This is a genomic window from Flexivirga sp. B27 (genome assembly GCF_052905685.1).
In genome coordinates, this window is record NZ_JBPYUM010000001.1 from 755,662 (window position 1) to 773,584 (window position 17,923).

A 17,923-nucleotide genomic window follows, 5' to 3' on the forward strand; every position below is an offset into this window, starting at 1 on the left:
CCCGTTCACCGAGCGGACCAGCGATTCGGCCCGTTTTCGGCCGAAATCGGAGGGCCTCTCGATCATCCGGGGGCCTCTCGGCAAATGAGGTGGCGTATGCCGTGCCGCCCGGGGCTCGAGCGTCAGCTCATCGAGGACAGCGCGGGTATGCCGGAATCCTCGACCGTCTTGCCCTCGGTCACGCTGTGCGTGGTCTCGACCTGCACGCCACCGCCGGGCAGCACGTCCTTGATCCGCTGCGACACGACCGTGGTCACGCCGTCGCCGCGCATGCTGACGCCGTACAACGCGTCGGCGACCTCCATGGTGCGCTTCTGGTGCGTGATGACGATCAGCTGGCTGGAGTCGCGCAACTCCTCGAAGAGCGTGATCAGTCGGCCGAGATTGGCGTCGTCGAGGGCGGCCTCGACCTCGTCCATGATGTAGAACGGGCTCGGGCGGGCCTTGAAGATCGCGACCAGCAGGGCGACCGCGACCAGTGACCGCTCGCCACCGGAGAGCAGCGACAGGCGCTTGATCTTCTTGCCCGGCGGGCGGGCCTCCACCTCGATGCCGGTGGTCAGCATGTTGCCCGGGTCGGTCAGCGTGATCCGGCCGTCACCGCCGGGGAAGAGCCGGCTGAAGACACCCTCGAACTCGCGCGCGGTGTCCTCGAACGCCTCGCGGAACGCCTCCTCCACCCGCTTGTCGACCTCGGCAACGATGTCGAGCAGGTCGTCCTTGGATTTCTTCAGGTCCTCCAGCTGCTCGGTGAGGAACTTGTGCCGCTCCTCGAGCGCCGCAAACTCTTCCAGCGCAAGGGGATTGACCCGTCCGAGCTGGCTCAGCTTGCGCTCCGCGGACCGCAGGCGCTTCTCCTGGGCCTCGCGCACGAAGGCGATCGGCTCGGGCAGGTTGTCGGGGTCGTCGTCGGGGCCGGGCACGTGCGGGATCAGCTGGTGCGGCCCGAACTCCTCGACCAGCACGTCGGGGTCGATGCCGTGCTCCTCGACCGCCTTGGTCTGCAACGTCTCGATGCGCAGCCGCTGCTGGGCGCGCGCCACCTCGTCACGGTGCACGGTGTCGGTGAGCTCGCGCAGCTCGTCGCCGACCGCGGTCACCCGGGCGCGCTCCTCCTTGAGTGCCTTGTCGAGCTCGCCCTTGATCCGGTCGGCCTCCGCGCGGCGCTCGGCCGCGATCTGCAGCAGCTCGACCACGACGCCCACCGCGTGCCCGGCACCGGCCTGCACCGCGCGAGCAACCTGCGCGTCGCGCGCACGACGCTCGCGTCGGGCACGAGCCCGTTCACGCGCCTCGATCTCCGAACGTGCAGCGGACTCAAGGGATTTCGCACGGTCGCTCAACGATTTCGCGCGCTCCTCGCGAGTGCGCAGCGACAGCCGCTGCTCGGTCTCGGCACTGCGTGCTGCCGCAGCCTCGGCAGCCAACCGATCGCGCTCGTCGGTGGTCGGCTCCTCCTCCGAGGGCTCCTCCAACGCGGCCGCCAGCCGCTGCTCGAGGTCGGCCAGCTCCTCGCGGCCGGCGGCGAGCTGCTTCTCCGCCTCGGCGTGCTGCAACTGCAGTCGCTCCCGCTCGGCCTTGGCTCCGCGCATCACCTGACCGAGCTGGCTGAGTTGCTCGGCCACTGCGGACATTCGGGCGTCGGACTCGTTGAGTCGCTCCAGCGCCGCGTCGACCTCGCTGCTGAGCTCGACGGCCTTCGCGCGTGCTTCTTCTGCGGCGAACTGTGCCTTCTCCCGGCGGTGGGTCGCCTGCTCCACGTGCTCACGGGTCTCGTCGACCGCGGACTGGATCTCCAGCAGACTGGGTGCTCCGGCGGAGCCACCGCGGACAAAGCCCGCGGCATACACATCACCGTCGGGCGTGACAGCGACAACCCGATCACCAAGTGCAGCAACGGCTTTCGCGACATCAATGGAGTCGACGAGCGCGACTCGCTCGAGCAACCCCTCCACCGTCGGTTGTATGTCGGCGGGCGCGCCGATGACCTCGCGTGCCCATCGGGCACCGGACGGCAACGTCGGCCAGGACTCGGTCGACTGCGCGGTCGCGCCGCCGAAGAGGAGGCCCGCGCGCCCGGCGTCGTCGCTGCGCAGGGTCTGCACTGCGTCGGCGGCTTGCTCGAAGGAGTCGGCGACCACGGCATCGGCGGCCCAGCCGAGCGCGGCGGCGATCGCGGCCTCGTGCCCGGTCTCGACCGACACCAGCTCGGACACCGAGCCGCGCAGGCCGCTGGAACCCTCCGCGCCGAGCAGGTGTGCAGCGCCGTCCTTGCGACGCAGGCTCAGCTCGAGTGCCTCCAGCCGCGCCTGGTGCCCGGTGCGCTCCCGCTCGGCGGTGCGCTCGTCCTCACGCGCGGCCTCGAACTCTTCCTTGACCTTGTCGAGCTTGCTCTGCGCCTCTTCGTATGCCGTGTCGAGGTCTTCCTCACCGGCCTCGTCCTGGGCGATGGTGGCTTCGAGGGCCGCGAATTCCTTTTCGGCGCGCGTGGATCGCTCGACGACCTCCGCCATACTCGCAGTGAGGCGGCCGAGCTCGGACTCGCGTGCCTCGGTGCGGCTGCGCCGGGCTCCGACCTGGCCTTCCAGCTTGGCCAGACCCTCGCGGCGGTCGGCTGCGGCACGGGCCAGCTTGGTCAACCGCTGCTGCTCGGCCTGGTGTGCCTGCTCGAGGTCGGCGCGCCGCTCACTTGCCTGCTCCAGCGCGACCTTCGCCTGCGAGATCTGCTGCTGCAGCTCGTCGTGCTCGTCGCGGACCTTGGCGGCCTGCTGCTGCAGCTGCTCGGGACTGCGCCCGGAGCGCGACTCCTCGTGCTGGTCGTCCTCGGACAGCAATCGCACCCGCTCGCCGGCCAGCGACGCGGTCGCCTCGATGCGCTCCTTGAGCGATGACAGTCCGAACCACTGCTCCTGCGACTTGGTCAGCGCCGGAGAGATCTCGGCGGCTTCATGCTCGAGCTGCTGCAGGCGCGATTTCGCTGCAGCCAAAGACTTTTCGACCGACTGCTGCCGCTCCAGCAGAGCCGTCTCGTCGGCGACCTCCTGCTCCAGGTTGCTGGTCAGTTGCGCGAGGTCGTCGGCCAGCAACCGCAGCCGGGCGTCGCGCACGTCGGCCTGGATGGTGGCGGCCTTGCGGGCGGTCTCGGCCTGGCGACCGAGGGGACCCAGCTGGCGGCGGATCTCGGTCGTCAGGTCGGTGACCCGCGAGAGGTTGGCCTCCATCGCGTCGAGCTTGCGCAGCGCGCGCTCCTTGCGCTTGCGGTGCTTGAGGACGCCCGCGGCCTCCTCGATGAAGCCGCGCCGCTCCTCCGGAGTCGCGCGCAGCACGGCATCGAGCTGCCCCTGCCCGACGATGACGTGCATCTCGCGTCCGATGCCGGAGTCGGAGAGCAGCTCCTGGATGTCCAGCAGCCGGCAGGACGTGCCGTTGATGGCGTATTCGGAGCCGCCGCCCTTGAACATCGTGCGGCTGATCGTCACCTCGGTGTAGTCGATCGGCAGCGCACCGTCGGTGTTGTCGATCGTCAGTGTCACCTCGGCGCGCCCGAGCGGCGCGCGCCCCGCCGTGCCGGCGAAGATGACGTCCTCCATCTTGCCGCCGCGCAGGCTCTTGGCGCCCTGCTCCCCCATCACCCACGCGAGCGCGTCGACGACGTTGGACTTGCCGGAGCCGTTGGGGCCCACGATGCAGGTGATGCCCGGCTCGAGCTTCATCGAGGTCGCCGAGGCGAAGGACTTGAAGCCCTTCAGGGTGAGGCTCTTGACGTACACGAGCGGGCGAGCTCCTCAGGCGGTGGCGTATGGCGATCGGCGCCACTCTACTTCGGACCGGGCGCAGATCCGCGCAATGACCGGGCGTGCGCCGGGTGGCGACAGGCCCGCGTCATACCGGCGAAGCAGCGGAGGCGTCCTCCTGGGGCGTGTGCGTGATGCGGGTGATGCGCCAGGTGTCCGGCACCAGCAGCGGGCCGACGCTCGCCAACAGCATCAACCCCACGCACCAGGTGATGACCCGGCCGGTGCCGAAGTGGGTGGCGAGCACACCGGCGGACGCCGAACTCAGCGGCAGAACGGCCCAGCTGCCCAGAATGTCCCAGGAGGCCACCCGGGCGAACAGATGCGGCGGGACGTGATCCTGCAGCGCCGTCTCGTAGAAGACCGAGAAGGTCATCAGCGCGGCGAAGCCCACGACCAGACCCGCCATCACGACCGGCAGTGGCATGGGCGGCACCAGCGGCAACATGCCGAGCGGCGTCAGCACCAGCAACAGGTAGCCGGCGACCAGCAGTCGCCTCGGGTGCAAGCGCATGGCGAGCAGGAACCCGGCGAGACTGCCGATCGCGATCGACGCCTCGGTCCAGCCCACGGCGTGTGCGCCACCGAGGTCGCGCACGGCCACGACCTGGACCAGGATGAGGACGACGCCGTTGCCGATGTGATAGCAGAGTGCCGCGAGGATCCCCGCGGACAGCCAGCGACGGTCGAGGACCGCCCGCAGCCCGCCGTGCAGGTCGCGCAGGAACGAGGAGCGCTCGGTCTGCTCCGGCCTGGCTTGCACCTTGGTGATGCAGATCGCCGACACGACATACGACAGGGCGTTGACGATGAAGGCGCTGGGCGCGCCTGCCGTGGCGACAAGGATGCCGGCCAGCACCGGGCCGCTGATCGACGCGACGTTCTGCAGCATCCCGAGAGTCGAGTTGGACGACTGCCGCTGATCCGGCGGGACGAGGTGCACCTTCAGCGACATCATCGCCGGGCCGAAGAACGCCGCGACGGCGCCGAGCAGGGCGAAGATGAGCGCCAGCGAGACGACGTTCCAGTGCCCGGTCGCGAAGCTGAGCGCGAGTCCGGTGGTGAGTGCGGCGCGCAGCCAGTCGGACACCCGCATCACCGTGGTCGGCTGCACCCGATCGGCCCAGACGCCGCCGACCAGCGTGAAGACGAGCCGGCCGGCCATGGTCGCGCCGATCGGGATGCCGAGGTCGGACGCGCTGCCGCCGTGGGTGAGCACGGCCACCGCGAACGCCACCGCGACGAACCCGTCACCGAGCCATGACAATCCTTGGCCGAGGGCGAGCCAGCGGAAATCGGCGAACCTCCAGAGCTGTTTCACACCCAGAAAACTAATTCGGTGCCGAATTACTTGTCAATGGTTGTCGCCCAACTACCGACGACGGCTGTGCGAGAATCCGGCGCGTGGCCGCAACCCCTGACGACGTCGCCGATCAGCACCTCGCACGCTGGGAACGCCTGTGGCTCGACGCCGACGGGCGCGATCGGTTGACCGAAGGCGCGCTCTTTCGGATGGTGCGCCTCGCGGGCCACTCACGCGAGGCGCTGCGCGAGCTGTTGCGGACCGATGACTTGTCGTATGACGAGTTCATGACGCTGCACGCCCTGGTGGGCGGCCAGGTCGACGACGGTGTGGCCACGTCGACACCTGCACGTCTCGCCGAGCACGCGGGCGTCAGTCGGGCGGCGATGACCGGTCGGCTGGACAAGCTCGAGCGCGCCGGGCTGATCGTGCGCTCCCCCGACCCCGCCGACGGCCGCGGTGTCGTCGTCCGTATCACGCCCGACGGTCGCTCGGCGTGGGATCGGATCATCGGGCGCTGGAGCGCCGCCGAGCAAGACCTGCTGGGCGGGCTGTCCGTCGCCGAACTCACCCGCTTGAACGCGCTCCTGCGCAAGGCGTGCGCGCACATCGAAGGACAGGGCGACCGGCAGCACCATTCCCGCCGGTGACGGCTTCCTCGCCGACTGACGGTGAAATTTCGCCGTCACTCAACGAAAGCGCCGTCACTCGGCGTGGGATCAGGACGAGTGAGCTCGAGTGAGGGTCGGGTCAGGTCAGGTCAGCGCGAGTTTGAGCCCGGCGTGACTGTGCACGAAACCCAACGACTCGTAGAAGCGTATGGCGCCCCCGCGCTGCAGGTCGCTCGTCAGCTGCACCAGCACGGCGCCTTCCCGGCGCGCAGCGTCGATCAAGAACTCGAAGAACGCACGCCCCACGCCCCGGCCGCGCAACGACTCCCCGATTCGCACCGCCTCAACCTGTGCACGTATGGCGCCACCGCGCGACAGACTCCGCACGAAACCCAGCTGGGCCGTTCCGACCACGGTGTCGCGCTCGTCCAGCAGGACCAGCAGGTGCTCCGTCGGGTCGGCGTCGATGGTCGCGAACGCCTCGTCATACACCGCAGTGTCCCCTGACTCGCGGTCCCGGCCCAGCACGTCGTCGACCAGCAGCGCGACGATCGCCGGGACCTGATCGGCGGTTGCCTCGGCGACCCGGACGCCGGGCACACCGGTCAACGGGCCGACCAGCGCGCGCCGAGTGACGGTCTCCCCGTCGAGTGACGGCTTCATAGCGCCGTCTCTCGGCGAGGAAGCCGTCATTGGGCGATTGTGGTGCGGTCGGTGAAGACGATCGGGTCGCCGTCGGTGATCGCGATGGTGTGCTCGGAGTGCGCACCGCGCGAGCCGTCGGCCGAGCGCAACGTCCAGCCGTCGGGGTCGGTGTAGATCTCGTCGGTGTCGCGCATGAACCACGGCTCGATGGCGATGACCAAGCCAGGCCGCAGCTTCATGCCGCGGCCGGGGCGGCCGTCGTTGGCCACGTGCGGGTCGCCGTGCATGGTGCGCCCGACGCCGTGCCCGCCGAACTGCGTGTTGACGGTGTAACCCGCCGCCCGCGCGACCTCACCGATCGTCGCCGAGATGTCACCGAGCTTGTTGCCGGTGCGCGCGATCTCGATCGCGGCGGCGAGCGCCTCCTCCGTCGTCTTGATGACGCGCAGGTCCTCCGGGTCGGGGGTGCCGACGACCACGGACAACGCCGAGTCGGACACCCATCCGTCGACACTCGCGGCGAAGTCGACCGACAGCAGGTCTCCGTCGCGCAGCGTGTAGTCGTGCGGCAGGCCGTGCAGCACCGCGTCGTTGACGCTGGTGCACAGCACCTTCCCGAAGGGCATCGCCCCGAAGCTGGGGTGGTAGTCGATGTAACACGACTCGGCGCCCGCATCGCGAATCATCTTGTGCGCCAACGCATCCAGCTCCAGGAGGTTGACGCCGACATCGGCTGCGTCCTGCAGCGCGGTCAGCACGGAGGCGACGAAACGGCCGGCCGGGCGCATCGCCTCGATCTCGGACGGGGACTTGAGTTCGATCACCAGGACACCGTATGCCGAGCCGGCCGGCCGTGCCGCATCGCGCCCGAGGGATATCCTGGGAGTGGGAACGGGGGAAGGCTGCCGAACCCGCTGGCCCCTCTGGTCCACACGGCAACCTCCGATCCGCCCACGAGGTGATCGAGATGGTTCTGATCGGAGTCGCCGCGGTGCTGGTCGGCCTGATTCTGCTCGTTGTCGAAGCACATGTGACCACCGCCGGAGTGCTGGGCGTCGCAGGCGTGTGTGCCACTGCCGGCGGCATCGGCCTCATTCTCGGGGCGTCTGGTGCGCCCCTGTGGGTGATGATCCCGGTCGCCGTGCTGCTGGCGATCACGGGACTGATCGCGATGCTGGTCATCGCCCGCGAGGTGTTCGTCGCCGGCAAGCGGGAGTTGCAGACCGGGCCGAGCGCGCTGATCGGCCGCAAGGCCGTCGTCGGGTCCTGGTCCGGCGACGAAGGGCAGGTCTCCGTCGACGGCGCCCTCTGGCGCGCCGAACTCGCCTACGGATGGGAGGACCCGCTGCCCGCGCCCGGTGACAAGGTCATCGTCGCTGAACTCGACGGTCTCTCGGTGACCGTGCGCCGCCCGACCGCATGGGAGGTGTTGCCGACATGGAAGCCGCCGTCACTCTCGTTGTGATCCTCGCCTTCGTCCTGATCGCGCTGCTGAGCTCGTCGGTCCGGATCCTGCGCGAGTACGAGCGCGGGGTCATCTTCCGGCTGGGTCGCCTGGTCGACCTGAAGGAGCCGGGGCTCGCCCTGCTGATCCCGGTCGTGGACCGGATGGAGCGGGTCGACCTGCGCATCGTCACCCTCAACGTGCCGGCGCAGGACATCATCACCCGCGACAACGTGCCGGTGCGGGTCACCGCGGTCGCCTACTTCCGGGTGATGGACGCCAACAAGGCGATCGTCGAGGTCGAGAATTTCCTCGCCGCCACCACCCAGATCGCGCAGACCTCGTTGCGAGCAGTGCTCGGCAAGGCCGAACTGGACACCCTGCTGGCCGAGCGCGACCGCCTCAACGAGGACTTGCAGAAGGTCATCGACCAGCAGACCGAGCCGTGGGGCATCAAGGTCTCCGTGGTCGAGATCAAGGACGTCGAGATCCCCTCCAGCATGCAGCGGGCCATCGCCCGGCAGGCGGAGGCCGAGCGTGAGCGCCGCGCGAAGGTCATCAACGCCGAGGGCGAGTTCCAGGCGTCGGCACAGCTGGCCGACGCGGCCGACGTGATGAGCCGCAACCCGACGACGCTGCAACTGCGCTACCTGCAGACACTCATGGAGGTCGGCAGCAACAGCAAGTCGTCGGTCGTCATACCGCTGCCGCTGGACGTCGTGCAGCCGTTGCTGGACCGTGTTGGTGGACAGGCGAATTCACCGCACGTCGAGTCGCCGCCGGCTGACGAGCCGGCAGTCAGCGAGTCGGACGAGACAGGCGATCGAGGTATGCCGTGAGCAGCGCCTCCCGCAGTGCGGGACGCGCGATGTCCAGCAGTGCGTTGACCGTCGCCATCGACTCCGGCAGGCCGCCGTCGCCCGCCATGCCGACCGCCGCCAGCAGGTTGTCGAAGTCCTGATCCGTCAGCGTCGCCGCATCCAGCGCCGACACGAACTCGGCGATGTCCGGCGAGACCTGTGCCGGACCGACGCGCACTGCCTCGGCGACCGCATCGCGCAGCACGGTCAGGAAGGCATCCACGTCGGTCGCCGGACTCACCGACAGGTGGATCGTCGGCGGCTGCCCGTCGAATGAAAGCTGCGGCTGCACATGCCAATCCGCCCGCGCCAGCAGGTCCGTGAGGGTGAAGACATCACAACTGGCATCGGTCCCGAAGACCACCAGCGTCGAGTCCGGCCGGGCGATCGTGTGCAACGCGTCGATGGCGTCGATCGCCGACACCAGGCGGTCGACTTCCTCCAGCATCGAGCGGCTCAGCTCCAGATAGCCGTCGTCACCGATCTGCCGCACGACGGCCCATGCACCGGCCAGCGGGCCTCCCGACTTCGTCGACTGCGTGGTCGAGTTGAGCATCGTGTAGCCGGGCCACTGCGCGCTGGCGAAGAACTGCGGCCGTCGCAGAGTCGCGTTGCGGTGCAACAGGATTGACGTGCCCTTGGGTGCGTAGGCGTATTTGTGCAGGTCCACCGAGATGCTGGTGACACCGTCGACGGCGAAGGTCCACGGCGGCAGCGGTCGCCCGAGCCGCTGCGCGTAGGGCAACACCCAGCCGCCGATGCACGCATCGACATGGCACCGCACGCCGCGCGCGGCTGCTGCCGCGGCGATCTCGGTCACCGGGTCCACCACTCCGTGCGCGTATGACGGGGCACTCGCCACGACGAGCACGGTCCGCTCGTCGATCGCGGCCGCCATCGCAGCAGCATCTGCCCGGTGATCCTCCCCCACCGGCACCACGACCGCCTCGACGCCGAAGTAGTGCGCCGCCTTGTGAAACGCGGCGTGTGCGGTGGCGGGCAACACCATCCGCGGCTGGGAGACCTCCGGGTGGGCGTCCCGGGCGGTCTGCACCGCGAGCAGCACGGACTCGGTCCCGCCGGATGTCACTGTGCCCACGGCGGATTCGGGTGCCTCGAGCAGGTTGCAGGCAAAGCCGACCAGCTCGTTCTCCATCTGCAGCAGGCTCGGGAAGGCCGTCGGGTCGAGGCCGTTCGAGCCGGCGTAGGCCGCGACCGCTGCGCGGCCGGTCTCGTCGGCATCCGCCAGGCCGGAGTCGTAGACATAGGCCAGTGTTCGGCCGCCGTGCACCGGCACGTCGTGCTGCTGCATCGCGTGCAGCTGCTCCAGGATCTGCGGGTCAGGCATCGAGAGACCTTTCGGTGAGGGAGTAGCGGAGCAACGGAACCAAGCTGACGAGAACGAGAATGCCTGGCACCAGGGAGAACCCGAGAGTGATCGCGGTGAGCGCCGAACCCGGCTGCGGATGACCGGAGGACGTCGAGGACACATAACCGCCGATCGCCAGCACCAACGCGTAGACGCCGGGACCGACCGCGAGACCGAGCGTCTCCCCCGCCGTCCACACACCCGTGTAGACGCCGATCCGGTTGCTGCCGGTGCGTATTGCGTCGCGCGCAGCCACGTCGGGCAGCATTGCGAGTGGGAAGAGCTGGATGCCGGCATACCCGACACCGACCAGTCCGGTGGCGACGAAGACGCTCCAGTGCGGCAGGGATCGCGCACCGATCATGACCAGCGCAGCGACCGCGAGGACGAGCGACGCCGCGACATACCCGACGCGTTTGCCGACCCGGTGGCCCGCCCTCCCCCACAACGGCGTGCACACCAGCGCCGGCCCTACGAAGCAGACGAAGAGCACCGTGGACAGGTTGTCGTCGCCCAGCACCCAGCGCGACATGTAGTCGACGCCCGCGAGCATCGCGCCGGTCGCGATCGCCTGCAGCACGAAAGTGCCCAGCAGCAAACGGAAATCGCGCTCACCGGCCACCAACCGCAGCTGCTCCCGAATCGACCCGGGCCGGGGCGCAACTGTCCCGATGGGCGCGCGGCGCGTGCCGGCATACGCACCGATCGCCCCGATGACGAGCAACAGCGCGATCGCCACGCCCATCACCCGATAACCGGCCCGCCCGCCGAACGCGTTGCGGATCGCCGGTGCAGCCGCGCCGCTCGCCATGATCGCGAACGCCAGCACCGACACGCGCCAGGTCATCAGCCGGGTGCGCTCGTGATAGCTGTCGGTGATCTCGGCCGGCATCGCGATGTAGGGCACCTGGAAGAATGCGTATGCCGTCGCGCATGCGACGAAGGCAACGAGCACCCAGCCGGCATTCAGCCACTTCGAGCCGAGGTCGGGCCCGGCGAAGAGGACCGCGAAACAGACCGCGAGCGCCAGCCCGAAGCGCAGCAGGAACGGCCGCCGCGGCCCGCGCGGGTCGACGAAGCGGTCACTGACCCGGCCGGCGATCGGGTTGAGAATGACGTCCCACGCCTTGGGCGCGAAGACGATGACGCCCGCGATCAGTGCCGTGATGCCGAGGGTGTCGGTCAGGTAGGGCAGCAACATCAGGCCCGGCACGGTGCCGAAGGCGCCGGTCGCCACCGATCCGAGCCCGTAGCCGGCGCGCACACGGCCCGGAAGCTCGCCGCCAGTCGCCATGCCCACAACCTACGCAGGCGTAGCCTGCCCCGTCTCGATTTCCGCGCTGCACGTAGTTGAATCGGCATGTGCACTTCTATCGACCCGCCGAAGGCCACCGGCTCGCCCACGACCCGTTCAACTCGATCGTCGCGCCGCGGCCGATCGGCTGGATCGGCACGCTCGACGCGGACGGGCGGCGCAACCTGGCGCCATACAGCTTCTTCAACGCTTTGCACTACCGGCCGCCGCTGATCGGCTTCTCCAGCAACGGCTGGAAGGGCACGGTCGGAAACTGCGACACCACAAGGGAATTCACCTGGAACCTGGTGACCCGCGAAGTTGCCGAGCAGATGAACGCAACGTCGACGACGCACGACGTGGACGAGTTCGAGGTGTCCGGTCTGGAGGCGGCGCCGTCGACCGAGATCAGCGCGCCCCGGGTCGCGGCGTCTCCGGTCAACTTCGAATGCCGCGTGACGCAGATCGTCCCGCTGCAGTCCGCGCAGGGCGCAGCCGTCGGCAGCTGGTTCGTGGTGGGTGAGGTCGTCGGCGTGCACATCGACGAGCGGCTGATCGACAGCGGCGTCTTCGACACGCTCGCCGCGGACCCGCTGCTGCGCGCCGGCGGACCCACGACCTACTACGGCATCACCGCCGACACGCGGCTGGACATGCGTCGCCCCGATTAAGTCCCTCGTGGTGGTGGTCGAGCAGCAGTGAGGCACGAGCCGCGTATCGAGACCGTCACTCCGCACGAGGCACTCCGCACGAGACCGACGAGTAACCGGCCCGGCGGATCGGCGTCCGACCAGGGACGTAGCCTTGATCTCGTGACTGTCGCACCAGAAGGCCGCAAGATGCTGCGCGTCGAGGCGCGCAACTCCGAGACTCCGATCGAGCGCAAGCCGGAGTGGATCCGCACCACTGCGAAGATGGGCCCGGCATACACCGAGCTGCACCAGATGGTGAAGAGCCAGGGCCTGCACACCGTGTGCCAGGAAGCCGGTTGTCCCAACATCTTCGAGTGCTGGGAGGACCGCGAGGCGACATTCCTCATCGGCGGTGACGTGTGCACCCGCCGCTGCGACTTCTGCGACATCGCCACCGGCCGCCCGACCGAGCTGGACATGGACGAGCCGCGCCGGGTCGCCGAGTCGATCCGCGAGATGGACCTGCGCTACTGCACCGTCACCGGCGTCGCCCGTGACGACCAGCCCGACGGCGCTGCCCGCCTGTATGCCGAGACGATCCGTCAGATCCACGCACTCAACCCCAACACCGGGGTCGAGATCCTGCCGCCCGACTTCGGCGCCAAGCCGGAGCTGGTGAGCCAGGTCTTCGACGCCGGCCCCGAGGTGTTCGCGCACAACCTGGAGACGGTGCCGCGCATCTTCAAGCGGATCCGCCCGGCGTTCACCTACGAAAAGTCGCTGCGCGTGCTGACCATGGCCAAGGAGGCCGGGCTGATCACCAAGTCCAACCTGATCCTGGGCATGGGCGAGGAGGACCACGAGGTCGAGCAGGCCATCCGCGACCTGCACGAGGCGGGCTGCGACATCCTGACGATCACCCAATACCTGCGTCCCTCCCCCAAGCACCACCCGATCGACCGGTGGGTCAAGCCGACGGAGTTCGTGCACTGGTCCGACGTGGCGACCGACATGGGCTTCCTGGGCGTGATGGCCGGGCCGCTGGTGCGATCGTCATACCGCGCAGGCAAGTTGTATGCCGGTGCCATGGCCAAGCTCGGCCGCGAGCTGCCGCCGCACCTGACGCACCTGGGTGAGGCCGCCGGCTCGTTCGCGCGCCAGGAGGCCGCGTCGCTGGTCGAGCGGGACGCGGCGACGGCCTGACCTAGCGCCCTTCCGATCGCCCGGCCGGGGACCGACGACCGCTCCGCTTCGTCCTATCCCGCCCGCTGACATATCCTGGAAAGCATGTCGACGCAGCCCCAGAAGAAGTCCCGTTTTTCGCGCAAACCGAAGGATCCGGACAACCCTGGGCGGGTGTCGCAGTTCAAGACGCTCTATCAGGCGTCGGTGAAGCAGAACCCCAAGATCCCGCTGTGGATGGCGGTGGCCTTCGTGGTCACCTTCGTGGTCTTCCTGTTCCTGCTGCATTTCATCTGGAGCAGCTGGATCTACACCGGCATCCTCGCGCTGATCTTCGGTCTGCTGGCGACGATCATCGTCTTCGGCAGGCTCGCCGAGCGCGCGGCGTTCGGCGCCCTGGAGGGCCGGGCCGGCGGCACCGGCGCAGCGCTGCAGGGGCTGAAGCGTGGCTGGACCTACGAGCAGGAGCCGGTCGCCGCCGAGGCCGGCAAGGCGCGGCGTATGTCGGAGCTGTCCAACGCCGCCATGGTCTTCCGCGCCGTCGGCAAGCCCGGTGTGGTGCTGATCGGTGAGGGCCCGCGCGGTGGCGCCCGCAAGTTGCTGGAGTCCGAGCGCAAGCGGGTCAGCCGGGTTGCCGGCCGCGAGGTCCCGGTGCACGTGCTGCGGGTCGGCGACGGCGACGACACGGTCAAGCTCAACGACCTGACCAAGACGATCAAGAAGCTGCCGAAGAAACTCACCGACGCCGAGGCGAAGGCCGTGACCAAGCGACTGCGCGCGCTCGGTGCTGCCAAGCCGCCGATCCCCAAGGGCATGGACCCGCGCAATGCGCCGCGGATGGACCGGAAGGCGATGCGCGGCCGCTGAGGCCGAGCTTTCCGCTTCGGATCCTTGACAAGCCGGTCAGGCAGCCACGCTCACGTTGGCTCCTGGCCGGCTTTTGTCGTTGTCGCGCTGCGCACAACCCTCAACAGTTGCGGGTTCTGTGCGCCATACCGGCGAATCCCGTGAATAACCCTCAACAGTCGCGGCTTGTGCACGCCATACCCGCGAATCCCTTGAATAACCCTCAACAGTCGCGGGTTCTGCACGTCATACCGGCGGGTTCCTGCGCACAACCCTCAACGGTCGCGGGTTACGTACGCCGACGGTCAGCGCATCCGACGCAACACTGTGCCGGCGAAGCGGTCGTGCAGGCCGCGGCCTTCCTTGTCCCAGATCACGGCGGGGACGAACAAGCACAGCAGGAACGTGCGGATCAGCGCGGGCAGCGGACCGGTCGGGCCGCCGGACTCGCGCACGACCTGCAGACCCATCACGCGGTGCCCCAGCGTCGAGCCGAGGGTGCCGACGAGCAGGACGTTCTCCACGAAGAAGACAGCGAGCGGTGTCCAACTCGCGCCACCACCGCCGAAGCTGTAGCCGAAGAAGCCGGCCGCGATCACCGAGCACACCAACCAGTCGATGACGATCGCGACCACCCGCGGGCCGAGGCGGGCCATCGCACCGATGCCCTCGGCCGGCATTCCGAGCCCTGCGCCCGGATAACCGTCGCTCGGGTCGGATGCGGAATGGTCACTGCTCGTCACGACCAACCAGGGTAGACGGCGGCCGCGTCGGCTCAGCAAACGTGCTGCTCGATGTTGCGTAGGACACACCTTCGCCGATCCGGCGCAGTGACCTGTGCAACAGCACGCGAGCCACCGATCCGCTACCGCTGCAACGGTTTTCGGCATACCCGGGTAGGCGGCATACCAACTCTTGCGTAACACGGCCGAAACATCCGAGTCATGGCCGGGAAACGCCGACCACGTAAAGTCATGGCGACGCACGGCGCCGGAGCCGTTGCACATCACATCGATGGAGGATCCATGTTCACCACGGCCGAAGAGGTCTTGAAGTTCATCAAGGATGAAGAGGTCGAGTTCGTCGACATCCGATTCTGTGACCTTCCCGGGGTGATGCAGCACTTCAACGTACCCGCGGCCACCCTCGACGAAGAGGCGCTGAAGGAGGGCGCGATGTTCGACGGCTCGTCGATCCGCGGCTTCCAGGCCATCCACGAGTCCGACATGAAGCTCATCGCGGACCCGACCAGCGCCTACCTGGACCCCTACCGCAAGCACAAGACGCTGATCCTCAACTTCTCGATCGTCGACCCGTTCACCGGTGAGCCCTACTCCCGTGACCCGCGCAACATCGCCGCCAAGGCCGAGGCCTACCTGAAGTCGACCGGCATCGCCGACACCGCCTACTTCGGCGCCGAGGCCGAGTTCTACATCTTCGACGACGTCCGCTTCGAGACCAAGCCCAACGCCGGCTACTACTACATCGACTCCGTCGAGGGCGCCTGGAACACCGGCCGCGAGGAGGACGGCGGCAACCTGGGTTACAAGCCGCGCTACAAGGGCGGCTACTTCCCCGTCGCCCCGGTCGACCACTTCTCGGACCTGCGTGACGACATCAGCACCCAGCTGAACAATGTCGGCCTGAACGTCGAGCGCGCCCACCACGAGGTCGGCACCGCCGGTCAGCAGGAGATCAACTACACGTTCGGCACGCTGCTGCAGTCCGGCGACGACGTGATGAAGTTCAAGTACGTCGTCAAGAACACCTGCTTCGAGGCGGGCAAGTCGGCGACCTTCATGCCCAAGCCGATCTTCGGCGACAACGGCTCGGGCATGCACACCCACCAGTCGCTGTGGAAGAACGGCGAGCCGCTCTTCTACGACGAGAAGGGGTATGGCGGGCTGTCCGACCTGGCTCGTTGGTATGTCGGCGGGCTGCTCAAGCACGCGCCGTCGCTGCTGGCCTTCACCAACCCGACGGTGAACTCCTACCACCGCCTGGTGCCGGGCTACGAGGCTCCGGTCAACCTGGTCTACTCGGCGCGCAACCGCTCGGCCTGCATCCGCATCCCGATCGCGGGCACGTCGCCGAAGGCCAAGCGCATCGAGTTCCGCATCCCCGACCCGTCGGCCAACCCCTACCTGTCCTTCGCGGCGCAGCTGATGGCCGGTCTGGATGGCATCAAGAACCGCATCGAGCCGCCGGAGCCGGTGGACAAGGACCTCTACGAGCTGCCGCCGGAGGAGCACGCCAACATCGAGCAGGTGCCCGACTCGCTGCCGGCTGTGCTGGACGCGCTCGAGGCCGACCACGACTACCTGCTCGAGGGTGACGTCTTCACCGCGGACCTGATCGAGACCTGGATCGAATACAAGCGTCTCAACGAGGTCGACCCGCTGCGCTTCCGCCCGCACCCGCACGAGTTCGAGCTGTACTACGACATCTGAGTTCCAAGCTGGTCGAGTGGCGGCGAGGAACGAGCCGCGTATCGAGACCGCCGACCCCGAAATGCCCCGGATCACGTTATGGTCCGGGGCATTTCACGTCGTATGACGAGTTGGGTCAGGAGATACCGAGCACCCGGCTCTCGACGTCGCTGAGCGCACTGCGGACCGCGCCGAGCACAACCGCAGTGTCACCCAGCGTCGACAGCGCGAGACGCGGCGGCGCGAGTGTGCGCTCCCGAAGGTGTGCGTCCACTGCGTCGAGCAGCTGGTCGCCGGCGCGGGACAGACCGCCGCCGATCACGATCAGGTCGGGGGCGAGGATGAGCTGCAGGGCGGCCAGGCCTCCCGCCATACGCCCACAGATCGTGTCGATGATCTGCTCGGCGAGCGCGCTGCCGTCGCGTGCTGCGTCGAACAACACCGCGGCGTCGTCGTCCGCCTGCGCCGCACGCATGAGGCTCAGCAGTTGCGCGTCGTCCTTCTGTGCTGCCTGCGAGATCGCCAGCTCGATGACAGCGGCGGCACCCACCTGCCGCTCGAACGGACCCATCGTGGATGCCTGCGAGTCTTGTTTTCGCACAACGGAATCGGTGGACTGCCGGCCCGCGTCCTGCAGGTCCAGGAAACCGAGCTCGCCCGCTGCGCCCGCCGCACCGATGTGCAATCGACCGTCGATCACGATGCCGGTCCCGACGCGTGCACCCCACTGCAGGAAGACCAGGTTGTCGATGGCAGCCGCGACGCCGCACCACCGCTCGGCGAGCACGGCGAGGTTGACGTCGTTGTGCACGGTGACCGGGCACGCAAGACGTTCCCGCAGCGTGGCGGCGATCGGGATCTGATCCCAGCCGGGGATGCTGGGCGCGAGCGTCACGGCACCGGTCTCGGGGTCCACCAGCCCCGGCGTGCCGACCGCCGCCGACAGCAGCGAACTCTCCGGCACGTCCGCGGCCGCCCTCGCCGTGACCGACACGATCGCGTCGAGCACGGCACGTCCGTCGAGACCACGCGTGTCGGCCCGGTGCTCAGCCACGACGTCACCGGCCAGGTCCGCCACCATCGCGACGACCTTGTGCGGACCCACGTCGACACCGAGCACGTGCCCGGCCTCGGCGCGGAACCGCAGCAGCGCCGCCGGCCGACCGAGGCGGGCGTGTCCATCGCTGTGGCGCTCGTGCTGTCCGTCGCCCTGCTCATCGCCAGCCCGATCAGCGGTCCCGTCACCGACCCAGCCCTCGGCGCGCAGCGACTCGACGGCCCGCGTGACTGCCGGGCGCGACAGCTCGGTGGAGCGCATCAGGTCAGCGATCCGCGACGGCCCGCCCTGTCGCAACGCGCTCAGCACCGACGCGGCATTCATCCGACGCAGCACGTGCGGGCCGCTACCGGCCGGTACAGATTTCATCGTCCACTTCTCACCTTCACCAGCCGAATCTGTCGCAGGATAGTTACGAACTTTACGTTACTAAAAGCGTGACCCCCCGGTCGCTGCC

At 68.6% G+C, this 17,923-nt stretch carries 15 protein-coding genes; 7 read left to right on the top strand and 8 right to left on the bottom strand.

What is annotated here, in order from left to right; translation table 11 throughout:
• Positions 1-122 precede the first annotated feature (122 nt).
• Both smc and ACSZL9_RS03620 read right to left on the bottom strand, forming a co-directional pair.
• Positions 123-3,770 carry a chromosome segregation protein SMC gene (gene smc, locus ACSZL9_RS03615; protein ID WP_446664098.1) on the bottom strand — a complete coding sequence of 1,216 codons (3,648 nt, stop codon included), beginning with the start codon at positions 3,768-3,770 and terminating at the stop codon, positions 123-125.
• A gap of 112 nt (positions 3,771-3,882) precedes the next feature.
• Entirely contained in the window at positions 3,883-5,115 is a 1,233-nt protein-coding gene (locus tag ACSZL9_RS03620; protein WP_446664099.1) for an MFS transporter, read from the bottom strand.
• Positions 5,116-5,198: 83 nt separating this feature from the next.
• Between ACSZL9_RS03620 and ACSZL9_RS03625 the strand changes: the two genes are divergently transcribed.
• Positions 5,199-5,747, top strand: a complete 549-nt coding sequence (locus ACSZL9_RS03625; protein WP_446664100.1) for a MarR family winged helix-turn-helix transcriptional regulator — start codon at positions 5,199-5,201, stop codon at positions 5,745-5,747.
• 105 nt (positions 5,748-5,852) lie between these two features.
• Here ACSZL9_RS03625 and ACSZL9_RS03630 read toward each other — a convergent pair whose 3' ends face one another.
• Positions 5,853-6,371: an N-acetyltransferase family protein gene (locus ACSZL9_RS03630; RefSeq protein WP_446664101.1), complete on the bottom strand. Its 519-nt coding sequence runs from the start codon at positions 6,369-6,371 to the stop codon at positions 5,853-5,855.
• A gap of 26 nt (positions 6,372-6,397) precedes the next feature.
• A complete protein-coding gene (map, locus tag ACSZL9_RS03635) occupies positions 6,398-7,177 on the bottom strand; it encodes a type I methionyl aminopeptidase (protein WP_446664102.1) in 780 nt (259 codons plus the stop codon).
• A 143-nt stretch (positions 7,178-7,320) separates the two neighbouring features.
• Here map and ACSZL9_RS03640 point away from each other — a divergent pair, with 143 nt between their 5' ends.
• Positions 7,321-7,818, top strand: coding sequence for an NfeD family protein (locus tag ACSZL9_RS03640; RefSeq protein ID WP_446664103.1), 498 nt, complete (start codon positions 7,321-7,323; stop codon positions 7,816-7,818).
• Complete coding sequence (locus ACSZL9_RS03645; RefSeq protein ID WP_446664104.1) at positions 7,791-8,636, top strand: slipin family protein; 846 nt, start codon at positions 7,791-7,793, stop codon at positions 8,634-8,636. The genes ACSZL9_RS03640 and ACSZL9_RS03645 overlap by 28 nt, the downstream gene beginning before the upstream one ends.
• Here the strand turns inward: ACSZL9_RS03645 and ACSZL9_RS03650 are convergent.
• The gene (locus ACSZL9_RS03650; RefSeq protein ID WP_446664105.1) at positions 8,596-10,005 is read right to left on the bottom strand and encodes a pyridoxal phosphate-dependent decarboxylase family protein; all 1,410 of its coding nucleotides are present in this window, start codon (positions 10,003-10,005) and stop codon (positions 8,596-8,598) included. The two genes, ACSZL9_RS03645 and ACSZL9_RS03650, sit on opposite strands and share 41 nt — an antisense overlap.
• Complete coding sequence (locus ACSZL9_RS03655; protein WP_446664106.1) at positions 9,998-11,320, bottom strand: MFS transporter; 1,323 nt, start codon at positions 11,318-11,320, stop codon at positions 9,998-10,000. Before ACSZL9_RS03655 ends, ACSZL9_RS03650 begins: the two co-directional genes overlap by 8 nt.
• A 68-nt stretch (positions 11,321-11,388) precedes the next feature.
• Here ACSZL9_RS03655 and ACSZL9_RS03660 point away from each other — a divergent pair, with 68 nt between their 5' ends.
• From ACSZL9_RS03660 to ACSZL9_RS03670, 3 genes are all read left to right on the top strand, one after another.
• The gene (locus tag ACSZL9_RS03660; protein WP_446664107.1) at positions 11,389-11,991 is read left to right on the top strand and encodes a flavin reductase family protein; all 603 of its coding nucleotides are present in this window, start codon (positions 11,389-11,391) and stop codon (positions 11,989-11,991) included.
• Between the two features lie 141 nt (positions 11,992-12,132).
• On the top strand, positions 12,133-13,155 hold the full coding sequence (gene lipA, locus ACSZL9_RS03665; RefSeq protein WP_446664108.1) for a lipoyl synthase: 1,023 nt from the start codon (positions 12,133-12,135) through the stop codon (positions 13,153-13,155).
• Positions 13,156-13,239: 84 nt separating this feature from the next.
• The gene (locus ACSZL9_RS03670; protein WP_446664109.1) at positions 13,240-14,001 is read left to right on the top strand and encodes a DUF4191 domain-containing protein; all 762 of its coding nucleotides are present in this window, start codon (positions 13,240-13,242) and stop codon (positions 13,999-14,001) included.
• A gap of 284 nt (positions 14,002-14,285) precedes the next feature.
• Here the strand turns inward: ACSZL9_RS03670 and ACSZL9_RS03675 are convergent, their stop codons facing one another.
• Positions 14,286-14,723 (bottom strand): RDD family protein, encoded by a 438-nt coding sequence (locus ACSZL9_RS03675; RefSeq protein WP_446664110.1) that lies wholly within the window; start codon positions 14,721-14,723, stop codon positions 14,286-14,288.
• Between the two features lie 282 nt (positions 14,724-15,005).
• Between ACSZL9_RS03675 and glnA the strand changes: the two genes are divergently transcribed.
• Entirely contained in the window at positions 15,006-16,430 is a 1,425-nt protein-coding gene (gene glnA / locus ACSZL9_RS03680; protein ID WP_446664111.1) for a type I glutamate--ammonia ligase, read from the top strand.
• 115 nt (positions 16,431-16,545) lie between these two features.
• Here glnA and ACSZL9_RS03685 read toward each other — a convergent pair whose 3' ends face one another.
• On the bottom strand, positions 16,546-17,835 hold the full coding sequence (locus ACSZL9_RS03685) for an ROK family transcriptional regulator (protein ID WP_446664112.1): 1,290 nt from the start codon (positions 17,833-17,835) through the stop codon (positions 16,546-16,548).
• Positions 17,836-17,923: the final 88 nt, after the last annotated feature.

What these genes read in the sequence shown, in the direction of transcription:
- ACSZL9_RS03630 (WP_446664101.1), bottom strand. Translation starts at nt 6,371, where the DNA reads ATGAAGCCGTCACTCGACGGGGAGACCGTCACTCGGCGCGCGCTGGTC.
- ACSZL9_RS03640 (WP_446664103.1), top strand. Translation starts at nt 7,321, where the DNA reads ATGGTTCTGATCGGAGTCGCCGCGGTGCTGGTCGGCCTGATTCTGCTC.
- ACSZL9_RS03685 (WP_446664112.1), bottom strand. Translation starts at nt 17,835, where the DNA reads ATGAAATCTGTACCGGCCGGTAGCGGCCCGCACGTGCTGCGTCGGATG.
- glnA (WP_446664111.1), top strand. Translation starts at nt 15,006, where the DNA reads ATGTTCACCACGGCCGAAGAGGTCTTGAAGTTCATCAAGGATGAAGAG.
- ACSZL9_RS03655 (WP_446664106.1), bottom strand. Translation starts at nt 11,320, where the DNA reads ATGGCGACTGGCGGCGAGCTTCCGGGCCGTGTGCGCGCCGGCTACGGG.
- ACSZL9_RS03645 (WP_446664104.1), top strand. Translation starts at nt 7,791, where the DNA reads ATGGAAGCCGCCGTCACTCTCGTTGTGATCCTCGCCTTCGTCCTGATC.
- ACSZL9_RS03650 (WP_446664105.1), bottom strand. Translation starts at nt 10,005, where the DNA reads ATGCCTGACCCGCAGATCCTGGAGCAGCTGCACGCGATGCAGCAGCAC.
- ACSZL9_RS03670 (WP_446664109.1), top strand. Translation starts at nt 13,240, where the DNA reads ATGTCGACGCAGCCCCAGAAGAAGTCCCGTTTTTCGCGCAAACCGAAG.